This is a genomic window from Shigella sp. FC1567 (genome assembly GCF_001743015.1).
GTDB lineage: Bacteria > Pseudomonadota > Gammaproteobacteria > Enterobacterales > Enterobacteriaceae > Escherichia > Escherichia coli.
The window spans coordinates 1-25,862 of record NZ_MIIV01000399.1; the positions used below are offsets into that span (position 1 = coordinate 1).

Below are 25,862 nucleotides of genomic sequence, written 5' to 3' on the forward strand. Positions count from 1 at the left end.
TTTCTGGTGCGTACCGGGCTGAGAGGCGGTGTAAGTGAACTGTAGTTGCCATGTTTTACGGTAATGAGAGCAGAGATAGCGCTGATGTCCGGCAGTGCTTTTGCCGTTACGCACCACGCCTTCAGTAGCGGAGCAGGAAGGACATCTGATGGAAATGGAAGCCACGCAAGCACCTTAAAATCACCATCATACACTAAATCAGTAAGTTGGCAGCATTACCCACGAATCTATTCATTTATGTTCAGCCGTCATCCAGGAAGGGCATATCAGCAACTCTGGTGGACAACCATAAATTTCTGCCATTTTGCTTTTGATGTTTGAGCTAAACCGTTCCGTCTTTTCGATCTATTTTAGAGAATTAATCGAGATACCTAACATTTTACTTACTTCAGCAAGCGATAATTTATGCCTGATACGCACGGCGGCTAGCCAGGAAATACGCTGGCTTAACATTAAATTGATAATCTCCCGCTCCTGGTTTTCCAGATCGATCATATTCCCTTCCTTTGGTATTTTAATCAGCGAGTTACCTTACCGCCCCCGCTATCCACGTCGACAACTCCCGTAGCTCTTTTTCCTGGTCCGGGAAGTCAACCAACAGCGCTTCGCACTCTTGTTGCAGCATATCCGCGCGGTACAGGCAGCCTTGCAGTCGCCCGGCGAGGGCTTCCAGCGGCGCGGGGTTGAGGCTGTCGGTAAACACCTGGGCGCGGGTGATATGGCCTTTTTCAACGTCGAAATGCAGTTCCACGCCGCCCCAGCTAAAGCGTTCATCCAGCAGATGCGAGAATGCCGGAGCCTGACCGAAGTTCCATTCCCAGCTACTCTGACGGGCAAAGATTTCGGCGAAGTTTGGCAAGTCTGGCGTTTTGTCCGGGGAGATGATTTCCGCTTCTACACGCTCGCCATAATGGGCGAAAAAGGCCTTGGTTATGGCCTCGCAAACCTGCTCATGGGTGATCCCCGGCAGCAGCTCGGTGAGGTTGGTCACGCGGGAACGCACTGAGGTAATGCCTTTCGCCGCCAGTTTCTTTTTATCCGGATTGAGATAGTTTGCCAGGCGGCTAAGGTCGGCATTGAGCAGCAAGGTGCCGTGGTGGAAGCCACGATCTTTGGTTTCGCGATAGGCCGATCCTGAGACTTTGCGGTCGCCTTCGGCGGTTTTCACCACCAGATCGTTACGCCCGGACGCTTCGGCGCTGACGCCAAGCGCGTTCAGCGCATTGAGCACAATCGACGTGGAGATGGTTTTATCGTACTCCGGCTTGCCAGCCATAAAGGTAAAGCAGGTATTGCCGAGATCGTGGAACACCGCGCCGCCACCGCTACTGCGCCGTGCCAGGCGGACGTTATCTTCTTCCATCCGCCGGGTATTACACTCTTTCCACGGGTTCTGCGCGCGACCAATCACTACCGTGTCGGCATTGCGCCAGAGAAACAGAACGCGCTGCGTGGCGGGCATCTGGCGAAAAATACACTCCTCCACCGCCAGGTTAAACCACGGGTCGTAAGAGTCAGAGATGAGCAGGCGTAATGTGGACATAACGATTTCCTTTCTTGTAGTAATGGGTCACTCTTTTTTCTCGCTTTCTTCCTCTTCCGGCACCGGTTTGCTGGCGGTTAACAGGAAGGGCGATTGCTGCCAGCGGGTACGTTTACCCTGTAGCAGCGTGCGGGTCAGCACTACGCCGATTGCCAGTGAAAGCAGCAACATCAGGCGTAAAATGTTAGTGGTGTTATCCACCTGTTGGGCTTCGGTGGCGAGCGTATGGGTGTCGAGCGCCAGCCGGTCGCGCACTTCGACGCTTTCGCCAGAACGTGCGATAAGATCGCCTTGTTCGTCATACACACCCGCGTCGAGGATACGGCTTTCATCCGTTAACTGATCGAGGATCGCCTGAATGCGTTTTTCATCCGGTGAGTCGGTACGCATCAGCGGTGCAACGTTCAGCGTTACCTGACGCGCCAGGGTGCGGGCCAGTTCTTCCAGCTGTGGATTACGTTGTCGCTGGTGGTTTTGACTAAACCATGACGCTCCCTGCATCAGCGCCACTAACAAGGCAAGACAGAACAGGACAATCACTGCCCGATGCAGCCGGAATTTCAGTTTTGTGCGAGCCATCTTCCACCCTTTGAAAATTTGAGACTTAATGTTGCCAGAAGCAATGGATACAAGGTAGCCTCATGCGTTATTTTCCCTGCTTCGAACGATTTTACAGGATCCTTAATGCCTAACATTACCTGGTGCGACCTGCCTGAAGATGTCTCTTTATGGCCTGGTCTGCCTCTTTCATTAAGTGGTGATGAAGTGATGCCACTGGATTACCACGCAGGTCGTAGCGGCTGGCTGCTGTATGGTCGTGGGCTGGATAAACAGCGTCTGACCCAATACCAGAGCAAACTGGGTGCGGCGATGGTGATTGTTGCCGCCTGGTGCGTGGAAGATTATCAGGTGATTCGTCTGGCAGGTTCACTCACCGCACGGGCTACGCGCCTGGCCCATGAAGCGCAACTGGATGTCGCCCCGCTGGGGAAAATCCCGCACCTGCGCACGCCGGGTTTGCTGGTGATGGACATGGATTCCACCGCCATCCAGATTGAATGTATTGATGAAATTGCCAAACTGGCCGGAACGGGCGAGATGGTGGCGGAAGTAACCGAACGGGCGATGCGCGGCGAACTCGATTTTACCGCCAGCCTGCGCAGCCGTGTGGCGACGCTGAAAGGCGCTGACGCCAATATTCTGCAACAGGTGCGTGAAAATCTGCCGCTGATGCCAGGCTTAACGCAACTGGTGCTCAAGCTGGAAACGCTGGGCTGGAAAGTGGCGATTGCCTCCGGCGGCTTTACTTTCTTTGCTGAATATCTGCGCGACAAGCTGCGCCTGACCGCCGTGGTAGCCAATGAACTGGAGATCATGGACGGTAAATTTACCGGCAATGTGATCGGCGACATCGTAGACGCGCAGTACAAAGCGAAAACTTTGACTCGCCTCGCGCAGGAGTATGAAATCCCGCTGGCGCAGACCGTGGCGATTGGCGATGGAGCTAATGACCTGCCGATGATCAAAGCAGCAGGGCTGGGGATTGCCTACCATGCCAAGCCAAAAGTGAATGAAAAGGCGGAAGTCACCATCCGTCACGCTGACCTGATGGGGGTATTCTGCATCCTCTCTGGCAGCCTGAATCAGAAGTAATTGCTCGCCCGCCATCCTGCGGGCGGCACAGCATTAACGAGGTACACCGTGGCAAAAGCTCCAAAACGCGCCTTTGTTTGTAATGAATGCGGGGCCGATTATCCGCGCTGGCAGGGGCAGTGCAGTGCCTGTCATGCCTGGAACACCATCACCGAGGTGCGTCTTGCTGCGTCGCCAACGGTGGCGCGTAACGAGCGTCTCAGCGGCTATGCCGGTAGCGCCGGGGTGGCAAAAGTCCAGAAACTCTCCGATATCAGCCTTGAAGAGCTGCCGCGTTTTTCCACCGGATTTAAAGAGTTCGACCGCGTACTAGGCGGCGGCGTGGTGCCGGGAAGCGCCATTCTGATTGGCGGTAACCCAGGTGCGGGGAAATCCACGCTGCTACTGCAAACGCTGTGCAAACTGGCCCAGCAGATGAAAACGCTGTATGTCACTGGCGAAGAGTCGCTGCAACAGGTGGCAATGCGCGCTCATCGCCTTGGCCTGCCGACTGACAATCTCAATATGTTGTCGGAAACCAGCATCGAACAGATCTGCCTGATTGCCGAAGAAGAGCAACCGAAACTGATGGTAATTGACTCGATCCAGGTGATGCATATGGCGGATGTACAATCATCGCCTGGTAGCGTGGCGCAGGTGCGTGAAACGGCGGCTTATCTGACGCGCTTCGCCAAAACGCGCGGTGTGGCGATTGTCATGGTTGGGCACGTAACCAAAGATGGCTCGCTGGCTGGCCCTAAAGTGCTGGAACACTGTATCGACTGTTCGGTGCTTCTGGATGGTGATGCCGACTCCCGTTTTCGCACCTTGCGCAGCCATAAAAACCGCTTCGGCGCGGTGAATGAGCTGGGCGTCTTCGCGATGACCGAACAGGGGCTGCGTGAAGTCAGCAACCCTTCGGCAATTTTCTTAAGTCGCGGAGATGAAGTGACCTCCGGCAGCTCCGTGATGGTGGTGTGGGAAGGAACGCGTCCGTTGCTGGTGGAGATTCAGGCGCTGGTCGATCACTCGATGATGGCGAATCCGCGCCGCGTGGCAGTGGGGCTGGAACAAAACCGTCTGGCAATCCTGCTGGCTGTCTTGCACCGTCACGGTGGTCTGCAAATGGCCGATCAGGATGTATTTGTGAACGTGGTCGGCGGCGTGAAGGTAACCGAAACCAGTGCCGATTTAGCGTTACTGCTGGCGATGGTTTCCAGCCTGCGTGACAGACCGCTGCCACAGGATCTGGTGGTGTTTGGTGAAGTCGGGCTGGCAGGGGAGATCCGCCCGGTGCCCAGCGGTCAGGAACGAATTTCAGAAGCGGCGAAACACGGTTTTCGCCGGGCGATTGTTCCGGCGGCTAACGTACCGAAAAAAGCGCCGGAAGGGATGCAGATTTTTGGCGTTAAAAAACTCTCCGACGCGCTTAGCGTGTTCGACGACTTATAATGAGAGATACGGAGGGAGATATGTCGTCATTTGATTACCTGAAAACTGCCATCAAGCAACAGGGCTGCACGCTACAGCAGGTAGCTGATGCCAGCGGTATGACCAAAGGGTATTTAAGCCAGTTACTGAATGCCAAAATTAAAAGCCCCAGCGCGCAAAAGCTGGAGGCGTTGCACCGTTTTTTGGGGCTTGAATTTCCCCGACAGAAGAAAACCATTGGTGTCGTATTCGGTAAGTTCTACCCGCTGCATACCGGACATATCTACCTTATCCAGCGCGCCTGTAGCCAGGTTGACGAGCTGCATATCATTATGGGTTTTGACGATACCCGCGACCGCGCGTTGTTTGAAGACAGCGCCATGTCGCAGCAGCCCACGGTGCCGGATCGTCTGCGCTGGTTATTACAAACTTTTAAATATCAGAAAAATATTCGCATTCATGCTTTCAACGAGGAGGGCATGGAGCCGTATCCGCACGGCTGGGATGTGTGGAGCAACGGCATCAAAAAGTTTATGGCTGAAAAGGGGATTCAGCCGGACCTGATCTACACCTCGGAAGAAGCCGATGCGCCACAGTATATGGAACATCTGGGGATCGATACGGTGCTGGTCGATCCGAAACGTACCTTTATGAGTATCAGCGGTGCGCAGATCCGCGAAAACCCGTTCCGCTACTGGGAATATATTCCTACGGAAGTGAAGCCGTTCTTTGTACGTACCGTGGCGATCCTTGGTGGCGAGTCGAGCGGTAAATCCACCCTGGTAAACAAACTTGCCAATATCTTCAATACCACCAGTGCGTGGGAATATGGTCGCGATTATGTCTTTTCACACCTCGGCGGTGATGAGATCGCATTGCAGTATTCCGATTACGATAAAATCGCGCTGGGCCACGCACAATACATTGATTTTGCAGTGAAATATGCCAATAAAGTGGCGTTTATTGACACTGATTTTGTCACTACCCAGGCGTTCTGCAAAAAGTACGAAGGGCGTGAGCATCCGTTCGTACAGGCGTTGATTGATGAATACCGTTTCGATCTGGTGATCCTGCTGGAGAACAACACGCCGTGGGTGGCGGATGGTTTACGCAGCCTCGGCAGTTCGGTGGATCGCAAAGAGTTCCAGAACTTGCTGGTGGAGATGCTGGAAGAGAACAATATCGAATTCGTGCGGGTTGAAGAGGACGATTATGACAGCCGTTTCCTGCGCTGCGTGGAGCTGGTGCGGGAGATGATGGGGGAGCAGAGATAACCGCGATGAAACGGCTCAAAGGCGAGGTATAAAATAGGTTTTTTGATGAGTTGAAAACCTCTCTGGAAGAGGCTGTCGAGATTAAACAAGGTTTAAAAGAATCAGCACGGGTGACCCGCTACGAAATTGCGGATACTAAGGCTATTGTAGGCCGGAAAAGGCGTTCACGCCGTATCCGGCATTCGGTGCTCAATGCCTGATGCGACGCTTACCGCGTCTTATCAGGCCTGGAGATTCACAACGTATTGAAATTTCTTGGTTTGTAGGCCGGATAAGGCGTTCACGCCGCATCCGGCATTTTACGCATTACTTCGCAATACGCTTGTACTTGATACGCTTCGGCTCCAGTGCGTCTGCGCCCAGCGTGCGTTTCTTGTACTCTTCGTACTCAGTAAAGTTACCTTCGAAGAACTCAACTTTACCTTCATCCTGGTAGTCCAGGATGTGCGTGGCGATACGGTCGAGGAACCAACGGTCGTGCGAGATAACCATCGCACAGCCCGGGAACTCCAGCAGGGCGTTTTCCAGCGCGCGCAGGGTTTCGATATCCAGGTCGTTGGTTGGTTCGTCGAGCAGCAGCATGTTGCCGCCAACCTGCAGCAGCTTCGCCAGATGCAGACGACCGCGCTCACCACCGGAAAGTTCACCAACGCGTTTACCCTGATCAACCCCTTTAAAGTTAAAGCGGCCAACGTAGGCGCGGCTTGGCATCTCGGTGTTGCCGATCTTCATAATATCCAGCCCGCCGGAAACTTCTTCCCAAACGGTTTTGCTGTTATCCATTGAGTCACGGAACTGATCAACCGATGCCAGTTTCACCGTTTCACCTAAAGTGATGGTGCCGCTGTCCGGCTGTTCCTGACCAGAGATCATACGGAACAGGGTCGATTTACCCGCGCCGTTCGGACCGATGATCCCGACGATTGCCCCTTTCGGGATCGAGAAGCTCAGGTCATCAATCAGCAGGCGATCACCGTAGGATTTACGCAGGTTGCTGACTTCCAGCACTTTATCGCCCAGACGCGGTCCAGGTGGAATAAACAGTTCGTTGGTTTCGTTACGTTTCTGATATTCGGTGCTGTTCAGCTCTTCAAAGCGTGCCAGACGTGCTTTACCTTTCGACTGGCGGCCTTTAGTTCCCTGACGTACCCACTCCAGCTCTTTCTCGATCGACTTACGACGCGCCGCTTCTTGTGAAGCTTCCTGCGCCAGGCGCTGATCTTTCTGCTCCAGCCAGGAGGAGTAGTTGCCTTCCCACGGAATACCTTCACCGCGGTCAAGTTCGAGGATCCAGCCTGCAACGTTATCGAGGAAGTAACGGTCGTGGGTAATCGCCACCACGGTGCCCTCGAAGTCGTGCAGGAAGCGTTCCAGCCAGGCCACGGATTCGGCATCCAGGTGGTTGGTCGGTTCGTCGAGCAGCAGCATGTCTGGTTTTTCCAGCAGCAGGCGGCACAACGCTACGCGACGACGCTCACCACCGGAGAGGTTAGCGATTTTCGCGTCCCAGTCCGGCAGACGTAGCGCATCCGCCGCACGCTCCAGCTGTACGTTCAGGTTATGACCGTCGTGAGCCTGAATGATCTCTTCCAGACGGCCTTGTTCAGCGGCCAGCTTGTCAAAATCGGCATCCGGATCGGCGTACAGCGCATACACTTCATCCAGGCGTTTCAGGGCGTTAACCACTTCAGAAACCGCTTCTTCAATGGACTCACGCACGGTGTGTTCCGGGTTCAGCTGCGGTTCCTGCGGCAGGTAACCAATCTTGATGTCTGGCTGCGGACGCGCTTCACCTTCGATGTCTTTATCAATGCCTGCCATAATGCGCAGCAGGGTAGACTTACCCGCGCCGTTCAGACCCAGGACACCAATTTTTGCCCCAGGGAAGAAACTCAGAGAGATGTTTTTCAAAATATGACGTTTCGGCGGAACAACTTTGCCGACACGATGCATGGTATAAACGAATTGAGCCACGTTGGACTTCGCCTCTATGTTTATCGTGATGATGAGTTTTCAAAGGCGAAGTGTAGCCTTTTTCCCCGCCTAATCCCAGTTGGTCGATCACCTTCGCAGTAAAAGTAAAAAAGTGTCCGTAACGTGGCGTAAACGGCAATGACTGGTTAGCATAAATCTATTACGCGGCATGACGCTGCATTGATGTATTTACACTTAGAGGATGCGCTTGTGGAAAAAGCCAAACAAGTTACCTGGCGGCTGTTGGCTGCCGGTGTCTGTCTGCTGACGGTCAGCAGCGTGGCGCGAGCCGACTCACTGGATGAGCAGCGTAGCCGTTACGCGCAAATCAAGCAGGCCTGGGATAATCGACAAATGGATGTGGTCGAACAAATGATGCCTGGACTGAAGGATTATCCGCTTTATCCCTACCTGGAATACCGCCAGATCACCGATGATCTGATGAATCAACCGGCGGTGACGGTCACTAACTTTGTTCGCGCTAACCCCACGCTTCCTCCCGCTCGCACGCTGCAATCTCGTTTCGTCAATGAACTGGCGCGGCGTGAAGACTGGCGTGGCTTGTTAGCCTTTAGCCCGGAAAAGCCCGGAACTACCGAAGCGCAATGTAATTACTACTATGCGAAATGGAACACCGGGCAGAGTGAAGAAGCCTGGCAAGGGGCGAAAGAGCTGTGGCTAACCGGCAAGAGCCAGCCTAACGCCTGTGACAAGTTATTTAGCGTCTGGCGTGCGTCAGGTAAACAAGATCCGCTGGCGTATTTAGAGCGTATCCGTCTGGCGATGAAAGCGGGTAACACTGGCCTGGTAACAGTGCTGGCAGGGCAGATGCCTGCCGATTACCAGACTATCGCCTCGGCAATCATTTCACTGGCGAACAACCCTAATACGGTACTGACCTTCGCGCGTACAACCGGAGCGACCGATTTTACCCGTCAAATGGCAGCGGTGGCGTTTGCCAGTGTGGCGCGGCAGGATGCTGAAAATGCACGGCTGATGATCCCGTCGCTTGCCCAGGCGCAGCAGCTTAATGAAGATCAGATTCAGGAGCTGCGCGATATCGTCGCCTGGCGTTTGATGGGCAACGATGTCACCGACGAGCAGGCGAAATGGCGCGATGACGCCATTATGCGCTCGCAATCCACGTCGTTGATTGAACGCCGTGTGCGAATGGCACTTGGCACCGGCGATCGTCGCGGCCTGAATACCTGGCTGGCGCGTCTGCCGATGGAAGCAAAAGAGAAAGATGAATGGCGTTACTGGCAGGCGGATTTATTGCTGGAACGCGGACGTGAAGCTGAAGCGAAAGAGATTTTGCATCAACTCATGCAACAGCGTGGTTTCTACCCGATGGTTGCAGCACAACGCATCGGAGAAGAGTATGAGCTGAAGATTGATAAAGCGCCGCAGAATGTTGACAGCGCCCTGACTCAGGGGCCGGAGATGGCGCGCGTGCGCGAGTTGATGTACTGGAATCTCGATAACACCGCGCGTAGCGAGTGGGCCAATCTGGTGAAGAGCAAGTCAAAAACAGAGCAGGCTCAACTGGCTCGGTATGCTTTCAATAACCAATGGTGGGATCTTAGCGTTCAGGCAACGATCGCCGGGAAGCTTTGGGATCATCTGGAAGAGCGATTCCCGCTGGCTTACAACGATCTTTTCAAACGTTACACCAGTGGGAAAGAGATCCCGCAAAGCTATGCGATGGCGATTGCCCGTCAGGAGAGCGCCTGGAATCCGAAAGTGAAATCACCGGTAGGGGCCAGCGGCCTGATGCAGATTATGCCTGGTACAGCGACCCATACGGTGAAGATGTTCTCTATTCCTGGTTATAGCAGCCCTGGGCAATTGCTGGATCCGGAAACGAATATCAACATTGGCACCAGTTACCTGCAATATGTTTATCAGCAGTTTGGCAATAACCGTATTTTCTCCTCAGCAGCTTATAACGCCGGACCTGGACGGGTGCGAACCTGGCTTGGCAACAGCGCCGGGCGTATCGACGCTGTGGCATTTGTCGAGAGTATTCCGTTCTCCGAGACGCGCGGTTATGTGAAGAACGTGCTGGCTTATGACGCTTACTACCGTTATTTCATGGGGGATAAACCGACGTTGATGAGCGCCACGGAATGGGGACGTCGTTACTGATCCGCACGTTTATGATATGCTATCGTACTCTTTAGCGAGTACAACCGGGGGAGGCATTTTGCTTCCCCCGCTAACAATGGCGACATATTATGGCCCAACAATCACCCTATTCAGCAGCGATGGCAGAACAGCGTCACCAGGAGTGGTTACGTTTTGTCGACCTGCTTAAGAATGCCTACCAAAACGATCTCCATTTACCGTTGTTAAACCTGATGCTGACGCCAGATGAGCGCGAAGCGTTGGGGACTCGCGTGCGTATTGTCGAAGAGCTGTTGCGTGGCGAAATGAGTCAGCGTGAGTTAAAAAATGAACTCGGCGCGGGCATCGCGACGATTACGCGTGGATCTAACAGCCTGAAAGCCGCGCCCGTGGAGCTGCGCCAGTGGCTGGAAGAGGTGTTGCTGAAAAGCGATTGATTTTGTAGGCCTGATAAGACGCGGCAGCGTCGCATCAGGCATCGTGCACCGAATGCCGGATGCGGCGTGAACGCCTTATCCGTCCTACAATGCCTGATACACGGCATTGTGAAACGGACTCAGCGCCAGGATCACCGCCTGGTGATAGACGCTGGCGCGAGTGAGTTTCCCGGCGGTAAACACGCCGATCGCCCCTTCCTTACGACCAATCTCATCAATACCGGTATAACGCGACATCACGGGACCAAGCGCCTCACCTTCACGCACTTTCTGCAGAATCACCGCAGGTAACGGCAAAGTAGCCGAACGCGCCTCGCCGCGCTGGCTGGTGTTTTCAATCACCACCCAACTGAAAGTGCTGTCACCATCGATGCCAGCTTCAATCGCCACCCAAAAATCAGCCTCTGGAAGTAAACGGCGGGCATTTGCTACCCGATTTCGTGCGCCAGCGCGCGTTTCCTCACTGCCAAAGGGCTGTTCCGGTACACCGCTCTCGACGGCAACGGATGCAATATGGCAGGATCCTTCGCCGAAGATCTCGTGAAATGCCTGCAGAATGGCCTGAATTTTAGCGGGATTGGTGGTCGCACAGACAACTTGGTGCATAATCAGCATTACTCAGAAAATTAACGTTACAGCAGTATACGGAAAAAAAGCATGTTACAGGTATACCTAGTCCGCCACGGTGAAACGCAGTGGAACGCCGAGCGACGTATTCAGGGCCAGTCTGACAGCCCGCTGACCGCCAAAGGTGAGCAACAGGCGATGCAGGTGGCAACCCGTGCCAAAGAGCTTGGCATTACGCATATTATCAGTAGCGATTTAGGACGCACCCGGCGTACGGCGGAAATCATCGCCCAGGCCTGCGGCTGTGACATCATCTTTGATTCTCGCCTGCGTGAATTAAACATGGGTGTGCTGGAAAAAAGACATATCGATTCTCTGACCGAAGAAGAAGAGAACTGGCGTCGGCAGCTGGTCAATGGCACCGTTGACGGGCGTATTCCTGAAGGCGAGTCAATGCAGGAGCTCAGCGATCGCGTCAATGCGGCACTGGAATCTTGCCGGGACTTACCGCAGGGAAGCCGACCGCTGCTGGTGAGCCATGGTATTGCACTGGGATGTCTGGTGAGTACGATTCTCGGATTACCAGCATGGGCAGCGCGCCGCTTACGTCTGCGTAACTGTTCTATTTCGCGCGTGGATTATCAGGAAAGCCTGTGGCTGGCGTCTGGCTGGGTCGTTGAAACCGCAGGGGACATCTCGCATCTGGACGCCCCTGCATTAGATGAGCTGCAGCGTTAACGGCGGATAGGAATCAGCAGTTCACAGCGCAGATTAATTGGGCGATCTCCCGCTTTGGCGTCTTCTGCCGGGTAGTATCGCTCAATATCCTGACCTTTACGGCGCGTCAGGTTGAGCATTGGCATGCACGTTCCGTATACCGTCAGGATAAACTCCTGCACGCCGGTTCCCAGACCTTCATAGGTAAACATCACATATTCGCCGCCCTGCAGCATCACCGGATGCCCCGTCAGTACATAGCCATCTGCCTGATCCTGGGCTAACGCGGTGGTATAGAATACCTCTTGTTCGTCGTCTTTATCCTGACTCGGACGCGTTTCATTCAGGCCGTAGAGCACTGGCGGAATGGTCGGCGCGTTGCCGAGAAAATCGTGCCAGAACTGATAACGCATTTCATGGCGGAAATCAGAGATTTGCTCCAGCGAACAGGAGTAGCTCTGGGTAACACCAATCAGCGGCGTATCTTCCAGGGTGACAAATTTGTGCTCTGGCATTGTGAATTCACCCAGACGTAGCGGCGGGCGAATACCAAAGGCGCTCCATTCAGGAGAACGGCGGTAAAGTGCAGGAGTCTGGGCAAACTGCTTCTTGAATGCGCGGGTAAATGTCTGTTGAGAGTCGAAGCGGTATTGCAGCGCGATGTCCAGAATCGGACGCGCAGTCAGGCGTAGTGCGACCGCCGATTTCGACAAACGACGAGCACGAATATACGCGCCAATAGCATGGCCAGTGACATCTTTAAACATTCTCTGTAAGTGCCACTTGGAATAACCTGCTTTCGCCGCTACATTGTCGAGCGACAGGGGCTGATCCAGATGACCTTCCAGCCAGATTAAAAGGTCGCGAATAATGCCGGCCTGATCCATAAAATATCCTCATCCTTTCAACAACGAGCACCTGACATCAGGTAATTGGATAATAGCATTTTTTGCTGTTTTAGCATTCAGTGTTTTTTTCTTAGTAGAGTATGTTTTAGGGCTTGACGGAAATAAAAGAATTGAGATTTTGTTCTTAATCAATATGTTATTTACCGTGACGAACTAATTGCTCGTGTAATAGATAAAAATGGTAACAATATGAAATACAAGCATTTGATCCTGTCTTTAAGCCTGATAATGCTGGGGCCATTGGCTCATGCAGAAGAGATTGGTTCGGTCGACACCGTATTTAAAATGATCGGCCCGGATCACAAAATTGTTGTGGAAGCCTTTGACGATCCCGATGTGAAAAATGTCACCTGTTATGTGAGCCGGGCGAAAACAGGTGGTATTAAAGGGGGATTGGGTCTGGCGGAAGATACCTCCGATGCGGCTATTTCTTGTCAGCAAGTCGGGCCGATTGAACTGTCGGATCGTATTAAAAACGGCAAAGCTCAGGGCGAGGTAGTATTCAAAAAACGCACGTCCCTGGTCTTTAAGTCGTTACAGGTCGTGCGCTTTTATGACGCCAAACGCAACGCGCTCGCTTATCTGGCTTACTCCGACAAAGTTGTAGAAGGTTCGCCGAAAAACGCGATTAGCGCGGTTCCTGTCATGCCGTGGCGGCAATAACAGAGGCGATTTATACAACGGGAAACGGTCTGGTTAGTGGAAGATGAGCAAGGGATAGCCGACACGCTGGTCTACATGTTGCAGCAGGAAGGTTTTGCCGTCGAGGTCTTTGAGCGAGGCTTGCCGGTGCTGGATAAAGCTCGCCAGCTGGTTCCCGACGTCATGATTCTCGACGTTGGTTTGCCTGATATCAGCGGCTTTGAATTGTGCAGCCAGTTACTGGCGCTCCATCCGGCGTTACCTGTACTGTTCCTGACGGCCCGAAGTGAAGAGGTCGATCGCCTGCTTGGGCTGGAAATTGGCGCTGACGACTATGTGGCTAAACCGTTTTCACCCCGCGAAGTGTGCGCCAGGGTGCGCACCTTACTGCGTCGGGTGAAGAAGTTCTCGTCGCCGTCTCCCGTCATCCGTATTGGTCATTTTGAATTGAATGAACCCGCGGCGCAGATCAGCTGGTTTGACACGCCATTAACGCTGACGCGGTATGAGTTTTTATTGCTGAAGACGTTACTCAAGTCGCCAGGCCGCGTCTGGTCCCGCCAGCAACTGATGGATAGCGTGTGGGAAGATGCGCAGGACACCTACGATCGCACCGTTGATACCCACATTAAAACGTTGCATGCCAAGCTGCGTGCCATCAACCCCGATCTTTCACCGATTAATACTCATCGCGGCATGGGATATAGCCTGAGGGGCCTGTAATGCGTATCGGCATGCGGTTGCTGCTGGGCTATTTTTTACTGGTGGCGGTGGCGGCCTGGTTCGTACTGGCTATTTTTGTCAAAGAAGTTAAACCGGGCGTGCGAAGAGCAACGGAGGGGACGTTGATCGACACCGCAACGTTGCTGGCGGAGCTGGCGCGTCCCGATTTGCTCTCTGGGGACCCAACGCATGGGCAACTGGCGCAGGCGTTTAATCAGCTACAACATCGTCCGTTTCGCGCCAATATCGGTGGCATTAACAAAGTGCGCAATGAATATCATGTCTATATGACCGATTCGCAGGGTAAAGTATTGTTCGATTCGGCAAATAAAGCCGTTGGGCAGGATTATTCGCGCTGGAATGACGTCTGGCTAACGTTGCGTGGTCAGTATGGTGCGCGCAGCACGTTGCAAAATCCTGCCGATCCCGAAAGTTCGGTGATGTATGTTGCCGCGCCGATTATGGACGGCTCGCGGCTTATTGGCGTTTTGAGCGTAGGCAAACCGAACGCGGCGATGGCTCCGGTCATTAAGCGTAGCGAGCGGCGAATTTTATGGGCCAGCGCCATTTTGCTGGGGATTGCACTGGTGATTGGCGCAGGCATGGTTTGGTGGATCAACCGCTCCATTGCCCGGCTCACTCGCTATGCCGATTCCGTCACTGACAATAAGCCCGTTCCTCTTCCTGAACTCGGCAGTAGCGAGTTGCGTAAGCTTGCGCAGGCGCTGGAAAGTATGCGCGTGAAGCTGGAAGGGAAAAACTATATTGAGCAGTATGTTTATGCGTTAACCCATGAGCTAAAAAGCCCACTGGCGGCGATTCGTGGCGCGGCGGAAATTTTACGCGAAGGTCCGCCACCGGAAGTGGTGGCTCGTTTTACCGACAACATTCTGACGCAAAATGCGCGTATGCAGGCATTGGTAGAAACGTTACTACGCCAGGCAAGACTGGAGAATCGTCAGGAAGTCGTTCTGACTGTTGTTGATGTGGCGGCATTATTTCGCCGCGTCAGCGAAGCGCGCACCGTGCAGTTGGCAGAAAAAAACATCACTCTACATGTTATGCCCACTGAGGTTAATGTTGCTGCTGAACCGGCGTTACTGGAGCAGGCGCTGGGGAATTTACTGGATAACGCCATCGATTTTACCCCCGAGAGCGGTCGCATAACGCTAAGCGCCGAAGTGGATCAGGAACACGTCGCCCTTAAGGTGCTGGATACCGGTAGTGGTATTCCTGACTACGCGCTGTCACGTATTTTTGAACGCTTTTACTCTTTGCCGCGTGCAAATGGGCAAAAAAGCAGCGGTCTGGGGTTGGCGTTCGTCAGTGAGGTCGCCCGTTTGTTTAACGGCGAAGTCACGCTGCGCAACGTGCAGGAAGGTGGCGTGCTGGCCTCGCTTCGACTTCACCGTCACTTCACATAGCTTCAAATTCTTCCCACATAGCCTTCGTATCCTGCTGCCATTGCAAAGGAGAAGACTATGTTGAAATCCCCCCTGTTCTGGAAAATGACCACCTTGTTTGGTGCAGTATTGCTGTTGTTGATTCCGATAATGCTGATTCGGCAAGTGATTGTCGAACGTGCCGATTACCGTAGCGATGTGGAAGATGCGATTCGCCAAAGTACCAGCGGGCCGCAAAAACTCGTTGGGCCGCTTATCGCTATTCCTGTGACCGAGCTTTATACGGTGCAGGAAGAGGATAAAACCGTGGAGCGGAAACGAAGTTTTATCCATTTTTGGTTACCTGAGTCATTGATGGTTGATGGCAATCAGAACGTGGAAGAACGCAAGATAGGGATTTATACCGGTCAGGTCTGGCACAGTGATTTAACGCTAAAAGCCGATTTCGATGTTTCGCGTCTTAGCGAGCTCAACGCGCCAAATATCATCTTAGGCAAGCCCTTTATTGTGATTAGCGTCGGGGATGCGCGTGGTATTGGTGTGGTGAAAGCGCCTGAAGTTAACGGAACGGCACTGACCATTGAACCCGGTACCGGGTTAGAGCAAGGCGGGCAGGGCGTGCATATCCCTTTACCCGAAGGGGACTGGCGGAAGCAGAACCTGCAGCTGAATATGGCACTGAATTTAAGCGGTACCGGCGATCTTTCTGTGGTGCCTGCCGGGCGTAATAGCGAAATGCCCTTAACCAGCAACTGGCCGCATCCCAGTTTTTTAGGTGATTTTCTACCAGCCAAACGGGAAGTTAGCGAGTCAGGTTTTCAGGCGCAATGGCAAAGCAGCTGGTTTGCTAATAATCTCGGTGAGCGTTTTGCTTCAGGCAATGATACCGGCTGGGAAAACTTCCCCGCGTTTAGCGTCGCAGTGACGACGCCAGCCGATCAATACCAATTAACGGACTGGGCGACTAAGTACGCCATTCTGCTGATTGCACTGACTTTTATGGCGTTCTTTGTTTTTGAAACGCTCACCGCGCAACGTTTACACCCAATGCAATATTTGCTGGTGGGGCTTTCATTGGTGATGTTTTATTTGCTCTTGCTGGCGCTTTCTGAACATATCGGTTTTACCGTGGCATGGATAATCGCCAGTCTGATTGGGGCGTTAATGAACGGTATTTATTTGCAGGCGGTATTGAAAGGCTGGCGCAACAGCATGTTGTTTACCCTCGCGCTGTTGTTGCTGGATGGTGTGATGTGGGGACTGCTCAACTCTGCCGATAGCGCGCTGTTGTTGGGAACCAGTGTGCTGGTGGTGGCGCTGGCCGGCATGATGTTTGTGACTCGTAATATCGACTGGTATGCGTTTTCACTGCCGAAAATGAAAGCCAGTAAAGAAGTTACAATGGACGATCAATTACGTATCTGGAAATAAGGTTGAAAAATAAAAACGCGCTAAAAAGCGCCGTTTTTTTTGACGGTGGTAAAGCCGATTAATCTTCCAGATCACCACAGAAGCGATAACCTTCACCGTGGATGGTGGCGATGATTTCCGGCGTATCCGGCGTAGATTCGAAATGTTTACGAATACGGCGGATCGTCACGTCTACAGTACGGTCGTGTGGTTTCAGCTCACGGCCGGTCATTTTCTTCAGCAGTTCAGCACGAGACTGAATTTTGCCTGGGTTTTCACAGAAGTGAAGCATGGCGCGGAACTCGCTGCGCGGCAGCTTGTACTGCTCGCCATCAGGGCCGATCAACGAACGGCTGTTGATGTCCAGTTCCCAACCATTGAACTTGTAGCTTTCAACGCTACGACGTTCTTCGCTGACAGTACCCAGATTCATGGTACGGGACAGCAGGTTGCGTGCACGAATCGTCAGTTCACGCGGGTTGAACGGTTTGGTGATGTAGTCATCTGCACCGATTTCGAGGCCGAGAATTTTATCGACTTCGTTGTCACGGCCAGTCAGGAACATCAACGCAACATTCGCCTGCTCGCGCAGTTCACGCGCTAACAGAAGACCGTTCTTACCCGGCAGATTGATATCCATGATCACCAGGTTGATGTCATATTCAGAGAGGATCTGATGCATTTCCGCGCCATCTGTCGCTTCGAAAACATCATAGCCTTCCGCTTCGAAAATACTTTTCAACGTGTTGCGTGTTACCAACTCGTCTTCAACGATAAGAATGTGCGGGGTCTGCATGTTTGCTACCTAAATTGCCAACTAAATCGAAACAGGAAGTACAAAAGTCCCTGACCTGCCTGATGCATGCTGCAAATTAACATGATCGGCGTAACATGACTAAAGTACGTAATTGCGTTCTTGATGCACTTTCCATCAACGTCAACAACATCATTAGCTTGGTCGTGGGTACTTTCCCTCAGGACCCGACAGTGTCAAAAACGGCTGTCATCCTAACCATTTTAACAGCAACATAACAGGCTAAGAGGGGCCGGACACCCAATAAAACTACGCTTCGTTGACATATATCAAGTTCAATTGTAGCACGTTAACAGTTTGATGAAATCATCGTATCTAAATGCTAGCTTTCGTCACATTATTTTAATAATCCAACTAGTTGCATCATACAACTAATAAACGTGGTGAATCCAATTGTCGAGATTTATTTTTTATAAAATTATCCTAAGTAAACAGAAGGATATGTAGCATTTTTTAACAATTCAACCGTTAGTACAGTCAGGAAATAGTTTAGCCTTACTTAAGATAAGTAAAGGGCTTTTTCTGCGACTTACGTTAAGGATTTGTAAATTCGCACCGTGTAATAAGTTGACAGTGATCACCCTGTTCGCGGTCATTTGGTCAAGAAGAGTGGCAATATGCGTATAACGATTATTCTGGTCGCACCCGCCAGAGCAGAAAATATTGGGGCAGCGGCGCGGGCAATGAAAACGATGGGTTTTAGCGAACTGCGGATTGTCGATAGTCAGGCACATCTGGAGCCAGCCACTCGCTGGGTCGCACATGGATCTGGTGATATTATTGATAATATTAAAGTTTTCCCGACACTGGTTGAATCGTTACACGATGTCGATTTCACTGTCGCCACCACTGCGCGCAGTCGGGCGAAATATCATTACTACGCCACGCCAGTAGAACTGGTGCTGCTGTTAGAGGAAAAATCTTCATGGATGAGCCATGCCGCGCTGGTGTTTGGTCGCGAAGATTCCGGGCTGACTAACGAAGAGTTAGCGTTGGCTGACGTTCTTACTGGTGTGCCGATGGTGGCGGATTATCCTTCGCTCAATCTGGGGCAGGCGGTGATGGTCTATTGCTATCAATTAGCAACATTAATACAACAACCGACGAAAAGTGACACAACGGCAGACCAACATCAACTGCAAGCTTTACGCGAACGAGTCATGGCATTGCTGACGACTCTGGCAGTGGCAGATGACATAAAACTGGTCGACTGGTTACAACAACGCCTGGGGCTTTTAGAGCAACGAGACACGGCAATGTTGCACCGTTTGCTGCATGATATTGAAAAAAATATCACCAAATAAAAAACGCCTTAGTAAGTATTTTTCAGCTTTTCATTCTGACTGCAACGGGCAATATGTCTCTGTGTGGATTAAAAAAAGAGTGTCTGATAGCAGTTTCTGAACTGGTTACCTGCCGTGAGTAAATTAAAATTTTATTGACTTAGGTCACTAAATACTTTAACCAATATAGGCATAGCGCACAGACAGATAAAAATTACAGAGTACACAATATCCATGAAACGCATTAGCACCACCATTACCACCACCATCACCATTACCACAGGTAACGGTGCGGGCTGACGCGTACAGGAAACACAGAAAAAAGCCCGCACCTGACAGTGCGGGCTTTTTTTCGACCAAAGGTAACGAGGTAACAACCATGCGAGTGTTGAAGTTCGGCGGTACATCAGTGGCAAATGCAGAACGTTTTCTGCGTGTTGCCGATATTCTGGAAAGCAATGCCAGGCAGGGGCAGGCGGCCACCGTCCTCTCTGCCCCCGCCAAAATCACCAACCACCTGGTGGCGATGATTGAAAAAACCATTAGCGGCCAGGATGCTTTACCCAATATCAGCGATGCCGAACGTATTTTTGCCGAACTTTTGACGGGACTCGCCGCCGCCCAGCCGGGGTTCCCGCTGGCGCAATTGAAAACTTTCGTCGATCAGGAATTTGCCCAAATAAAACATGTCCTGCATGGCATTAGTTTGTTGGGGCAGTGCCCGGATAGCATCAACGCTGCGCTGATTTGCCGTGGCGAGAAAATGTCGATCGCCATTATGGCCGGCGTGTTAGAAGCTCGTGGTCACAACGTTACCGTTATCGATCCGGTCGAAAAACTGCTGGCAGTGGGGCATTACCTCGAATCTACCGTCGATATTGCTGAGTCCACCCGCCGTATTGCGGCAAGCCGCATTCCGGCTGATCACATGGTGTTGATGGCAGGTTTCACCTCCGGTAATGAAAAAGGCGAACTGGTGGTACTTGGACGTAACGGTTCCGACTACTCCGCGGCGGTGCTGGCTGCCTGTTTACGCGCCGATTGTTGCGAGATTTGGACGGACGTTGACGGGGTCTATACCTGCGACCCGCGTCAGGTGCCCGATGCGAGGTTGTTGAAGTCGATGTCCTACCAGGAAGCGATGGAGCTTTCCTACTTCGGCGCTAAAGTTCTTCACCCCCGCACCATTACCCCCATCGCCCAGTTCCAGATCCCTTGCCTGATTAAAAATACCGGAAATCCTCAAGCACCAGGTACGCTCATTGGTGCCAGCCGTGATGAAGACGAATTACCGGTCAAAGGCATTTCCAATCTGAATAATATGGCAATGTTCAGCGTTTCTGGTCCGGGGATGAAAGGAATGGTCGGCATGGCGGCGCGCGTCTTTGCTGCAATGTCACGCGCCCGTATTTCCGTGGTGCTGATTACGCAATCATCTTCCGAATACAGTATCAGTTTCTGCGTTCCACAAAGCGACTGTGTGCGAGCTGAACGGGCAATGCAGGAAGAGTTCTACCTGGAACTGAAAGAAGGCTTACTGGAGCCGCTGGCGGTGACGGAACGGCTGGCCATTATCTCGGTGGTAGGTGATGGTATGCGCACCTTGCGTGGGATCTCGGCGAAATTCTTTGCCGCGCTGGCCCGCGCCAATATCAACATTGTCGCCATTGCTCAGGGATCTTCTGAACGCTCAATCTCTGTCGTGGTAAATAACGATGATGCGACCACTGGCGTGCGCGTTACTCATCAGATGCTGTTCAATACCGATCAGGTTATCGAAGTGTTTGTGATTGGCGTCGGTGGCGTTGGCGGTGCGCTGCTGGAGCAACTGAAGCGTCAACAAAGCTGGCTGAAGAATAAACATATCGACTTACGTGTCTGCGGTGTTGCCAACTCGAAGGCACTGCTCACCAATGTGCATGGCCTAAATCTGGAAAACTGGCAGGAAGAACTGGCGCAAGCCAAAGAGCCGTTTAATCTCGGGCGCTTAATTCGCCTCGTGAAAGAATATCATCTGCTGAACCCGGTCATTGTTGACTGCACCTCCAGCCAGGCAGTGGCGGATCAATATGCCGACTTCTTGCGCGAAGGTTTCCACGTTGTCACGCCGAACAAAAAGGCCAACACCTCGTCGATGGATTACTACCATCTGTTGCGTCATGCGGCGGAAAAATCGCGGCGTAAATTCCTCTATGACACCAACGTTGGGGCTGGATTACCGGTTATTGAGAACCTGCAAAATCTGCTCAATGCTGGTGATGAATTGATGAAGTTCTCCGGCATTCTTTCAGGTTCGCTTTCTTATATCTTCGGCAAGTTAGACGAAGGCATGAGTTTCTCCGAGGCGACTACTCTGGCGCGGGAAATGGGTTATACCGAACCGGATCCGCGAGATGATCTTTCTGGTATGGATGTAGCGCGTAAGCTATTGATTCTCGCTCGTGAAACGGGACGTGAACTGGAGCTGGCGGATATTGAAATTGAACCTGTGCTGCCCGCAGAGTTTAACGCTGAGGGTGATGTTGCCGCTTTTATGGCGAATCTGTCACAGCTCGACGATCTCTTTGCCGCGCGCGTGGCGAAGGCCCGTGATGAAGGAAAAGTTTTGCGCTATGTTGGCAATATTGATGAAGATGGTGCCTGCCGCGTGAAGATTGCCGAAGTGGATGGTAATGATCCGCTGTTCAAAGTGAAAAATGGCGAAAACGCCCTGGCCTTTTATAGCCACTATTATCAGCCGCTGCCGTTGGTGCTGCGCGGATATGGTGCGGGCAATGACGTTACAGCTGCCGGTGTCTTTGCCGATCTGCTACGTACCCTCTCATGGAAGTTAGGAGTCTGACATGGTTAAAGTTTATGCCCCGGCTTCCAGTGCCAATATGAGCGTCGGGTTTGATGTGCTCGGGGCGGCGGTGACACCTGTTGATGGTGCATTGCTCGGAGATGTAGTCACGGTTGAGGCGGCAGAGACATTCAGTCTCAACAACCTCGGACGCTTTGCCGATAAGCTGCCGTCAGAACCACGGGAAAATATCGTTTATCAGTGCTGGGAGCGTTTTTGCCAGGAGCTTGGCAAGCAAATTCCAGTGGCGATGACTCTGGAAAAGAATATGCCAATCGGTTCGGGCTTAGGCTCCAGCGCCTGTTCGGTGGTCGCGGCGCTGATGGCGATGAATGAACACTGTGGCAAGCCGCTTAATGACACTCGTTTGCTGGCTTTGATGGGCGAGCTGGAAGGACGAATCTCCGGCAGCATTCATTACGACAACGTGGCACCGTGTTTTCTTGGTGGTATGCAGTTGATGATCGAAGAAAACGACATCATCAGCCAGCAAGTGCCAGGGTTTGATGAGTGGCTGTGGGTGCTGGCGTATCCGGGGATTAAAGTCTCAACGGCAGAAGCCAGGGCTATTTTACCGGCGCAGTATCGCCGCCAGGATTGCATTGCGCACGGGCGACATCTGGCTGGCTTCATTCACGCCTGCTATTCCCGTCAGCCTGAGCTTGCCGCGAAGCTGATGAAAGATGTTATCGCTGAACCCTACCGTGAACGGTTACTGCCTGGCTTCCGGCAGGCGCGGCAGGCGGTTGCGGAAATCGGCGCGGTAGCGAGCGGTATCTCCGGCTCCGGCCCGACCTTGTTCGCTCTGTGTGACAAGCCGGATACCGCCCAGCGCGTTGCCGACTGGTTGGGTAAGAACTACCTGCAAAATCAGGAAGGTTTTGTTCATATTTGCCGGCTGGATACGGCGGGCGCACGAGTACTGGAAAACTAAATGAAACTCTACAATCTGAAAGATCACAATGAGCAGGTCAGCTTTGCGCAAGCCGTAACCCAGGGGTTGGGCAAAAATCAGGGGCTGTTTTTTCCGCACGACCTGCCGGAATTCAGCCTGACTGAAATTGATGAGATGCTGAAGCTGGATTTTGTCACCCGCAGTGCGAAGATCCTCTCGGCGTTTATTGGTGATGAAATCCCGCAGGAAATCCTGGAAGAGCGCGTGCGCGCGGCGTTTGCCTTCCCGGCTCCGGTCGCCAATGTTGAAAGCGATGTCGGTTGTCTGGAATTGTTCCACGGGCCAACGCTGGCATTTAAAGATTTCGGCGGTCGCTTTATGGCACAAATGCTGACCCATATTGCGGGCGATAAGCCAGTGACCATTCTGACCGCGACCTCCGGTGATACCGGAGCGGCAGTGGCTCATGCTTTCTACGGTTTACCGAATGTGAAAGTGGTTATCCTCTATCCACGAGGCAAAATCAGTCCACTGCAAGAAAAACTGTTCTGTACATTGGGCGGCAATATCGAAACTGTTGCCATCGACGGCGATTTCGATGCCTGTCAGGCGCTGGTGAAGCAGGCGTTTGATGATGAAGAGCTGAAAGTGGCGCTGGGGTTAAACTCAGCTAACTCGATTAACATCAGCCGTTTGCTGGCGCAGATTTGCTACTACTTTGAAGCAGTTGCGCAGCTGCCGCAGGAAGCGCGCAACCAGCTGGTTGTCTCGGTGCCAAGCGGAAACTTCGGCGATTTGACGGCGGGTCTGCTGGCGAAGTCACTCGGTCTGCCGGTGAAACGTTTTATTGCTGCGACCAACGTGAACGATACCGTGCCACGTTTCCTGCACGACGGTCAGTGGTCACCCAAAGCGACTCAGGCGACGTTATCCAACGCGATGGACGTGAGTCAGCCGAACAACTGGCCGCGTGTGGAAGAGTTGTTCCGCCGCAAAATCTGGCAACTGAAAGAGCTGGGTTATGCAGCCGTGGATGATGAAACCACGCAACAGACAATGCGTGAGTTAAAAGAACTGGGCTACACCTCGGAGCCGCACGCTGCCGTAGCGTATCGTGCGCTGCGTGACCAGTTGAATCCAGGCGAATATGGCTTGTTCCTCGGCACCGCGCATCCGGCGAAATTTAAAGAGAGCGTGGAAGCGATTCTCGGTGAAACGTTGGATCTGCCAAAAGAGCTGGCAGAACGTGCTGATTTACCCTTGCTTTCACATAATCTGCCCGCCGATTTTGCTGCGTTGCGTAAATTGATGATGAATCATCAGTAAAATCTATTCATTATCTCAATCAGGCCGGGTTTGCTTTTATGCAGCCCGGCTTTTTTATGAAGAAATTATGGAGAAAAACGACAGGGAAAAAGGAGATATTCTCAATAAATGCGGTAACTTAGAGATTAGGATTGCGGAGAATAACAACCGTCGTTCTCATCGCGTAATCTCCGGATATCGACCCATAACGGGCAATGATAAAAGGAGTAACCTGTGAAAAAGATGCAATCTATCGTACTCGCACTTTCCCTGGTTCTGGTCGCTCCCATGGCAGCACAGGCTGCGGAAATTACGTTAGTCCCGTCAGTAAAATTACAGATAGGCAATCGTGATAATCGTGGCTATTACTGGGATGGAGGTCACTGGCGCGACCACGGCTGGTGGAAACAACATTATGAATGGCGAGGCAATCGCTGGCACCCACACGGACCGCCGCCACCGCCGCGCCACCATAAGAAAGCTCCTCATGATCATCACGGCGGTCATGGTCCAGGCAAACATCACCGCTAAATGACAAATGCCGGGTAACAATCCGGCATTCAGCGCCTGATGCGACGCTGGCGCGTCTTATCAGGCCTACGTGAATTCTGCAATATATTGAATCTGCATGCTTTTGTAGGCCGGATAAGGCGTTCACGCCGCATCCGGCATTGACTGCAAACTTAACGCTGCTCGTAGCGTTTAAACACCAGTTCGCCATTGCTGGAGGAAGCTTCATCAAAGAAGTAACCTTCGCTATTAAAACCAGTCAGTTGCTCTGGTTTGGTCAGCCGATTTTCAATAATGAAACGACTCATCAGACCGCGTGCTTTCTTAGCGTAGAAGCTGATGATCTTAAATTTGCCGTTCTTCTCATCGAGGAACACCGGCTTGATAATCTCGGCATTCAATTTCTTCGGCTTCACCGATTTAAAATACTCATCTGACGCCAGATTAATCACCACATTATCGCCTTGTGCTGCGAGCGCCTCGTTCAGCTTGTTGGTGATGATATCTCCCCAGAATTGATACAGATCTTTCCCTCGGGCATTCTCAAGACGGATCCCCATTTCCAGACGATAAGGCTGCATTAAATCGAGCGGGCGCAGTACGCCATACAAGCCGGAAAGCATTCGCAAATGCTGTTGGGCAAAATCGAAATCGTCTTCGCTGAAGGTTTCGGCCTGCAAGCCGGTGTAGACATCACCTTTAAACGCCAGAATCGCCTGGCGGGCATTCGCCGGCGTGAAATCTGGCTGCCAGTCATGAAAGCGAGCGGCGTTGATACCCGCCAGTTTGTCGCTGATGCGCATCAGCGTGCTAATCTGCGGAGGCGTCAGTTTCCGCGCTTCATGGATCAACTGCTGGGAATTGTCTAACAGCTCCGGCAGCGTATAGCGCGTGGTGGTCAACGGGCTTTGGTAATCAAGCGTTTTCGCAGGTGAAATAAGAATCAGCATATCCAGTCCTTGCAGGAAATTTATGCCGACTTTAGCAAAAAAAGAGAATGAGTTGATCGATAGTTGTGATTACTCCTGCGAAACATCATCCCACGCGTCCGGAGAAAGCTGGCGACCGATATCCGGATAACGCAACGGATCAAACACCGGGCGCACGCCGAGTTTACGCTGGCGTAGATAATCACTGGCAATGGTATGAACCACAGGCGAGAGCAGTAAAATGGCGGTCAAATTGGTAATAGCCATGCAGGCCATGGTAATGCTGCCAACTTACTGATTTAGTGTATGATGGTGATTTTAAGGTGCTTGCGTGGCTTCCATTTCCATCAGATGTCCTTCCTGCTCAGCTACTGAAGGCGTGGTGCGTAACGGCAAAAGCACTGCCGGACATCAGCGCTATCTCTGCTCTCATTGCCGTAAAACATGGCAACTACAGTTCACTTACACCGCCTCTCAGCCCGGTACGCACCAGAAA

General features: G+C 52.3%; 26 protein-coding genes, 3 pseudogenes and 1 other annotated feature. Of the genes and pseudogenes, 19 read left to right on the forward strand and 10 right to left on the reverse strand.

Annotation, left to right across the window (positions count from 1 at the left end):
* The 4 genes and pseudogenes from BHE85_RS18535 to BHE85_RS18550 all read right to left on the reverse strand — a co-directional run.
* A partial coding sequence (locus tag BHE85_RS18535) for an IS1 family transposase (protein WP_146628064.1) occupies positions 1-165 on the reverse strand: 165 nt, incomplete at its 3' end.
* Between the two features lie 66 nt (positions 166-231).
* Positions 232-495: pseudogene (locus BHE85_RS27725) on the reverse strand (helix-turn-helix domain-containing protein).
* A 31-nt stretch (positions 496-526) separates the two neighbouring features.
* Complete coding sequence (gene lplA / locus BHE85_RS18545) at positions 527-1,543, reverse strand: lipoate--protein ligase LplA (RefSeq protein WP_000105858.1); 1,017 nt, start codon at positions 1,541-1,543, stop codon at positions 527-529.
* A 27-nt stretch (positions 1,544-1,570) separates the two neighbouring features.
* Complete coding sequence (locus BHE85_RS18550; RefSeq protein ID WP_039064361.1) at positions 1,571-2,122, reverse strand: AhpA/YtjB family protein; 552 nt, start codon at positions 2,120-2,122, stop codon at positions 1,571-1,573.
* A gap of 105 nt (positions 2,123-2,227) precedes the next feature.
* Here BHE85_RS18550 and serB point away from each other — a divergent pair, with 105 nt between their 5' ends.
* From serB to BHE85_RS28090, 4 genes and pseudogenes are all read left to right on the forward strand, one after another.
* Positions 2,228-3,196 (forward strand): phosphoserine phosphatase, encoded by a 969-nt coding sequence (gene serB / locus BHE85_RS18555; protein WP_001132955.1) that lies wholly within the window; start codon positions 2,228-2,230, stop codon positions 3,194-3,196.
* 48 nt (positions 3,197-3,244) lie between these two features.
* Complete coding sequence (gene radA / locus BHE85_RS18560) at positions 3,245-4,627, forward strand: DNA repair protein RadA (protein ID WP_001029698.1); 1,383 nt, start codon at positions 3,245-3,247, stop codon at positions 4,625-4,627.
* Between the two features lie 20 nt (positions 4,628-4,647).
* On the forward strand, positions 4,648-5,880 hold the full coding sequence (nadR, locus tag BHE85_RS18565; RefSeq protein WP_000093810.1) for a multifunctional transcriptional regulator/nicotinamide-nucleotide adenylyltransferase/ribosylnicotinamide kinase NadR: 1,233 nt from the start codon (positions 4,648-4,650) through the stop codon (positions 5,878-5,880).
* A gap of 50 nt (positions 5,881-5,930) precedes the next feature.
* Positions 5,931-6,026: pseudogene (locus BHE85_RS28090) on the forward strand (NadS family protein); the annotation flags it as partial.
* Positions 6,027-6,186: 160 nt separating this feature from the next.
* On the opposite strand, the gene ettA reads toward BHE85_RS28090, so the two are convergent.
* Complete coding sequence (ettA, locus tag BHE85_RS18570) at positions 6,187-7,854, reverse strand: energy-dependent translational throttle protein EttA (RefSeq protein WP_000046749.1); 1,668 nt, start codon at positions 7,852-7,854, stop codon at positions 6,187-6,189.
* A 210-nt stretch (positions 7,855-8,064) separates the two neighbouring features.
* Here ettA and sltY point away from each other — a divergent pair, with 210 nt between their 5' ends.
* Both sltY and trpR read left to right on the forward strand, forming a co-directional pair.
* Positions 8,065-10,002 carry a murein transglycosylase gene (gene sltY / locus BHE85_RS18575; protein WP_000409451.1) on the forward strand — a complete coding sequence of 646 codons (1,938 nt, stop codon included), beginning with the start codon at positions 8,065-8,067 and terminating at the stop codon, positions 10,000-10,002.
* Between the two features lie 89 nt (positions 10,003-10,091).
* Positions 10,092-10,418, forward strand: coding sequence for a trp operon repressor (trpR, locus tag BHE85_RS18580; RefSeq protein ID WP_000068679.1), 327 nt, complete (start codon positions 10,092-10,094; stop codon positions 10,416-10,418).
* A gap of 84 nt (positions 10,419-10,502) precedes the next feature.
* Here trpR and yjjX read toward each other — a convergent pair whose 3' ends face one another.
* Positions 10,503-11,024: an inosine/xanthosine triphosphatase gene (yjjX, locus tag BHE85_RS18585; protein WP_001297279.1), complete on the reverse strand. Its 522-nt coding sequence runs from the start codon at positions 11,022-11,024 to the stop codon at positions 10,503-10,505.
* A gap of 51 nt (positions 11,025-11,075) precedes the next feature.
* Here yjjX and gpmB point away from each other — a divergent pair, with 51 nt between their 5' ends.
* Complete coding sequence (gene gpmB, locus BHE85_RS18590) at positions 11,076-11,723, forward strand: 2,3-diphosphoglycerate-dependent phosphoglycerate mutase GpmB (protein WP_000942342.1); 648 nt, start codon at positions 11,076-11,078, stop codon at positions 11,721-11,723.
* Here the strand turns inward: gpmB and robA are convergent.
* A complete protein-coding gene (gene robA / locus BHE85_RS18595; protein WP_000371666.1) occupies positions 11,720-12,589 on the reverse strand; it encodes an MDR efflux pump AcrAB transcriptional activator RobA in 870 nt (289 codons plus the stop codon). The genes gpmB and robA overlap by 4 nt on opposite strands.
* 210 nt (positions 12,590-12,799) lie before the next feature.
* Here robA and creA point away from each other — a divergent pair, with 210 nt between their 5' ends.
* From creA to creD, 4 genes are read left to right on the forward strand one after another with little or no spacing between them, the layout of a single operon-like run.
* On the forward strand, positions 12,800-13,273 hold the full coding sequence (creA, locus tag BHE85_RS18600; RefSeq protein WP_000875487.1) for a protein CreA: 474 nt from the start codon (positions 12,800-12,802) through the stop codon (positions 13,271-13,273).
* 12 nt (positions 13,274-13,285) lie between these two features.
* Positions 13,286-13,975: a two-component system response regulator CreB gene (creB, locus tag BHE85_RS18605; RefSeq protein ID WP_024258074.1), complete on the forward strand. Its 690-nt coding sequence runs from the start codon at positions 13,286-13,288 to the stop codon at positions 13,973-13,975.
* Positions 13,975-15,399, forward strand: coding sequence for a two-component system sensor histidine kinase CreC (creC, locus tag BHE85_RS18610; RefSeq protein WP_001219614.1), 1,425 nt, complete (start codon positions 13,975-13,977; stop codon positions 15,397-15,399). Before creB ends, creC begins: the two co-directional genes overlap by 1 nt.
* A 57-nt stretch (positions 15,400-15,456) precedes the next feature.
* Complete coding sequence (gene creD, locus BHE85_RS18615) at positions 15,457-16,809, forward strand: cell envelope integrity protein CreD (protein ID WP_000920340.1); 1,353 nt, start codon at positions 15,457-15,459, stop codon at positions 16,807-16,809.
* A gap of 58 nt (positions 16,810-16,867) precedes the next feature.
* Here creD and arcA read toward each other — a convergent pair whose 3' ends face one another.
* On the reverse strand, positions 16,868-17,584 hold the full coding sequence (gene arcA / locus BHE85_RS18620) for a two-component system response regulator ArcA (RefSeq protein WP_001194358.1): 717 nt from the start codon (positions 17,582-17,584) through the stop codon (positions 16,868-16,870).
* A gap of 95 nt (positions 17,585-17,679) precedes the next feature.
* Here arcA and yjjY point away from each other — a divergent pair, with 95 nt between their 5' ends.
* The 7 genes from yjjY (at position 17,680) to BHE85_RS18655 (ending at position 24,458) form a co-directional block, all read left to right on the forward strand.
* Positions 17,680-17,820 carry a YjjY family protein gene (gene yjjY, locus BHE85_RS18625; protein ID WP_001303782.1) on the forward strand — a complete coding sequence of 47 codons (141 nt, stop codon included), beginning with the start codon at positions 17,680-17,682 and terminating at the stop codon, positions 17,818-17,820.
* 399 nt (positions 17,821-18,219) lie between these two features.
* Positions 18,220-18,906 (forward strand): tRNA/rRNA methyltransferase, encoded by a 687-nt coding sequence (locus BHE85_RS18630; RefSeq protein WP_001223173.1) that lies wholly within the window; start codon positions 18,220-18,222, stop codon positions 18,904-18,906.
* Positions 18,907-19,119: 213 nt separating this feature from the next.
* Complete coding sequence (gene thrL, locus BHE85_RS18635; RefSeq protein WP_001386572.1) at positions 19,120-19,185, forward strand: thr operon leader peptide; 66 nt, start codon at positions 19,120-19,122, stop codon at positions 19,183-19,185.
* Positions 19,121-19,240 (forward strand) — a sequence feature (Thr leader region). It overlaps the preceding gene by 65 nt.
* A gap of 24 nt (positions 19,241-19,264) precedes the next feature.
* Positions 19,265-21,727, forward strand: a complete 2,463-nt coding sequence (gene thrA / locus BHE85_RS18640; protein WP_128832487.1) for a bifunctional aspartate kinase/homoserine dehydrogenase I — start codon at positions 19,265-19,267, stop codon at positions 21,725-21,727.
* A gap of 1 nt (position 21,728) precedes the next feature.
* Positions 21,729-22,661: a homoserine kinase gene (gene thrB, locus BHE85_RS18645; RefSeq protein ID WP_000241660.1), complete on the forward strand. Its 933-nt coding sequence runs from the start codon at positions 21,729-21,731 to the stop codon at positions 22,659-22,661.
* Positions 22,662-23,948: a threonine synthase gene (thrC, locus tag BHE85_RS18650; RefSeq protein ID WP_000781063.1), complete on the forward strand. Its 1,287-nt coding sequence runs from the start codon at positions 22,662-22,664 to the stop codon at positions 23,946-23,948.
* A gap of 213 nt (positions 23,949-24,161) precedes the next feature.
* Entirely contained in the window at positions 24,162-24,458 is a 297-nt protein-coding gene (locus BHE85_RS18655) for a DUF2502 domain-containing protein (RefSeq protein WP_000738738.1), read from the forward strand.
* A gap of 152 nt (positions 24,459-24,610) precedes the next feature.
* Here BHE85_RS18655 and yaaA read toward each other — a convergent pair whose 3' ends face one another.
* Together yaaA and BHE85_RS18665 are read right to left on the reverse strand one after the other, a co-directional pair.
* On the reverse strand, positions 24,611-25,387 hold the full coding sequence (yaaA, locus tag BHE85_RS18660) for a peroxide stress protein YaaA (RefSeq protein ID WP_000906196.1): 777 nt from the start codon (positions 25,385-25,387) through the stop codon (positions 24,611-24,613).
* 69 nt (positions 25,388-25,456) lie between these two features.
* A pseudogene (locus BHE85_RS18665) lies at positions 25,457-25,657 on the reverse strand (alanine:cation symporter family protein); the annotation flags it as partial.
* A gap of 40 nt (positions 25,658-25,697) precedes the next feature.
* On the opposite strand from BHE85_RS18665, the gene BHE85_RS18670 reads away from it, so the two are divergent.
* A partial coding sequence (locus tag BHE85_RS18670; RefSeq protein ID WP_047664789.1) for an IS1 family transposase occupies positions 25,698-25,862 on the forward strand: 165 nt, incomplete at its 3' end.

Bases quoted from the DNA above. Each gene is read 5' to 3' on its own strand.
- BHE85_RS18550 (WP_039064361.1), bottom strand. From the start codon at position 2,122: ATGGCTCGCACAAAACTGAAATTCCGGCTGCATCGGGCAGTGATTGTC.
- yjjY (WP_001303782.1), top strand. From the start codon at position 17,680: ATGACTAAAGTACGTAATTGCGTTCTTGATGCACTTTCCATCAACGTC.
- robA (WP_000371666.1), bottom strand. From the start codon at position 12,589: ATGGATCAGGCCGGCATTATTCGCGACCTTTTAATCTGGCTGGAAGGT.
- arcA (WP_001194358.1), bottom strand. From the start codon at position 17,584: ATGCAGACCCCGCACATTCTTATCGTTGAAGACGAGTTGGTAACACGC.
- thrC (WP_000781063.1), top strand. From the start codon at position 22,662: ATGAAACTCTACAATCTGAAAGATCACAATGAGCAGGTCAGCTTTGCG.
- lplA (WP_000105858.1), bottom strand. From the start codon at position 1,543: ATGTCCACATTACGCCTGCTCATCTCTGACTCTTACGACCCGTGGTTT.
- serB (WP_001132955.1), top strand. From the start codon at position 2,228: ATGCCTAACATTACCTGGTGCGACCTGCCTGAAGATGTCTCTTTATGG.
- trpR (WP_000068679.1), top strand. From the start codon at position 10,092: ATGGCCCAACAATCACCCTATTCAGCAGCGATGGCAGAACAGCGTCAC.
- creC (WP_001219614.1), top strand. From the start codon at position 13,975: ATGCGTATCGGCATGCGGTTGCTGCTGGGCTATTTTTTACTGGTGGCG.
- thrB (WP_000241660.1), top strand. From the start codon at position 21,729: ATGGTTAAAGTTTATGCCCCGGCTTCCAGTGCCAATATGAGCGTCGGG.
- creA (WP_000875487.1), top strand. From the start codon at position 12,800: ATGAAATACAAGCATTTGATCCTGTCTTTAAGCCTGATAATGCTGGGG.
- nadR (WP_000093810.1), top strand. From the start codon at position 4,648: ATGTCGTCATTTGATTACCTGAAAACTGCCATCAAGCAACAGGGCTGC.
- thrA (WP_128832487.1), top strand. From the start codon at position 19,265: ATGCGAGTGTTGAAGTTCGGCGGTACATCAGTGGCAAATGCAGAACGT.
- yaaA (WP_000906196.1), bottom strand. From the start codon at position 25,387: ATGCTGATTCTTATTTCACCTGCGAAAACGCTTGATTACCAAAGCCCG.
- gpmB (WP_000942342.1), top strand. From the start codon at position 11,076: ATGTTACAGGTATACCTAGTCCGCCACGGTGAAACGCAGTGGAACGCC.
- BHE85_RS18630 (WP_001223173.1), top strand. From the start codon at position 18,220: ATGCGTATAACGATTATTCTGGTCGCACCCGCCAGAGCAGAAAATATT.
- creD (WP_000920340.1), top strand. From the start codon at position 15,457: ATGTTGAAATCCCCCCTGTTCTGGAAAATGACCACCTTGTTTGGTGCA.
- yjjX (WP_001297279.1), bottom strand. From the start codon at position 11,024: ATGCACCAAGTTGTCTGTGCGACCACCAATCCCGCTAAAATTCAGGCC.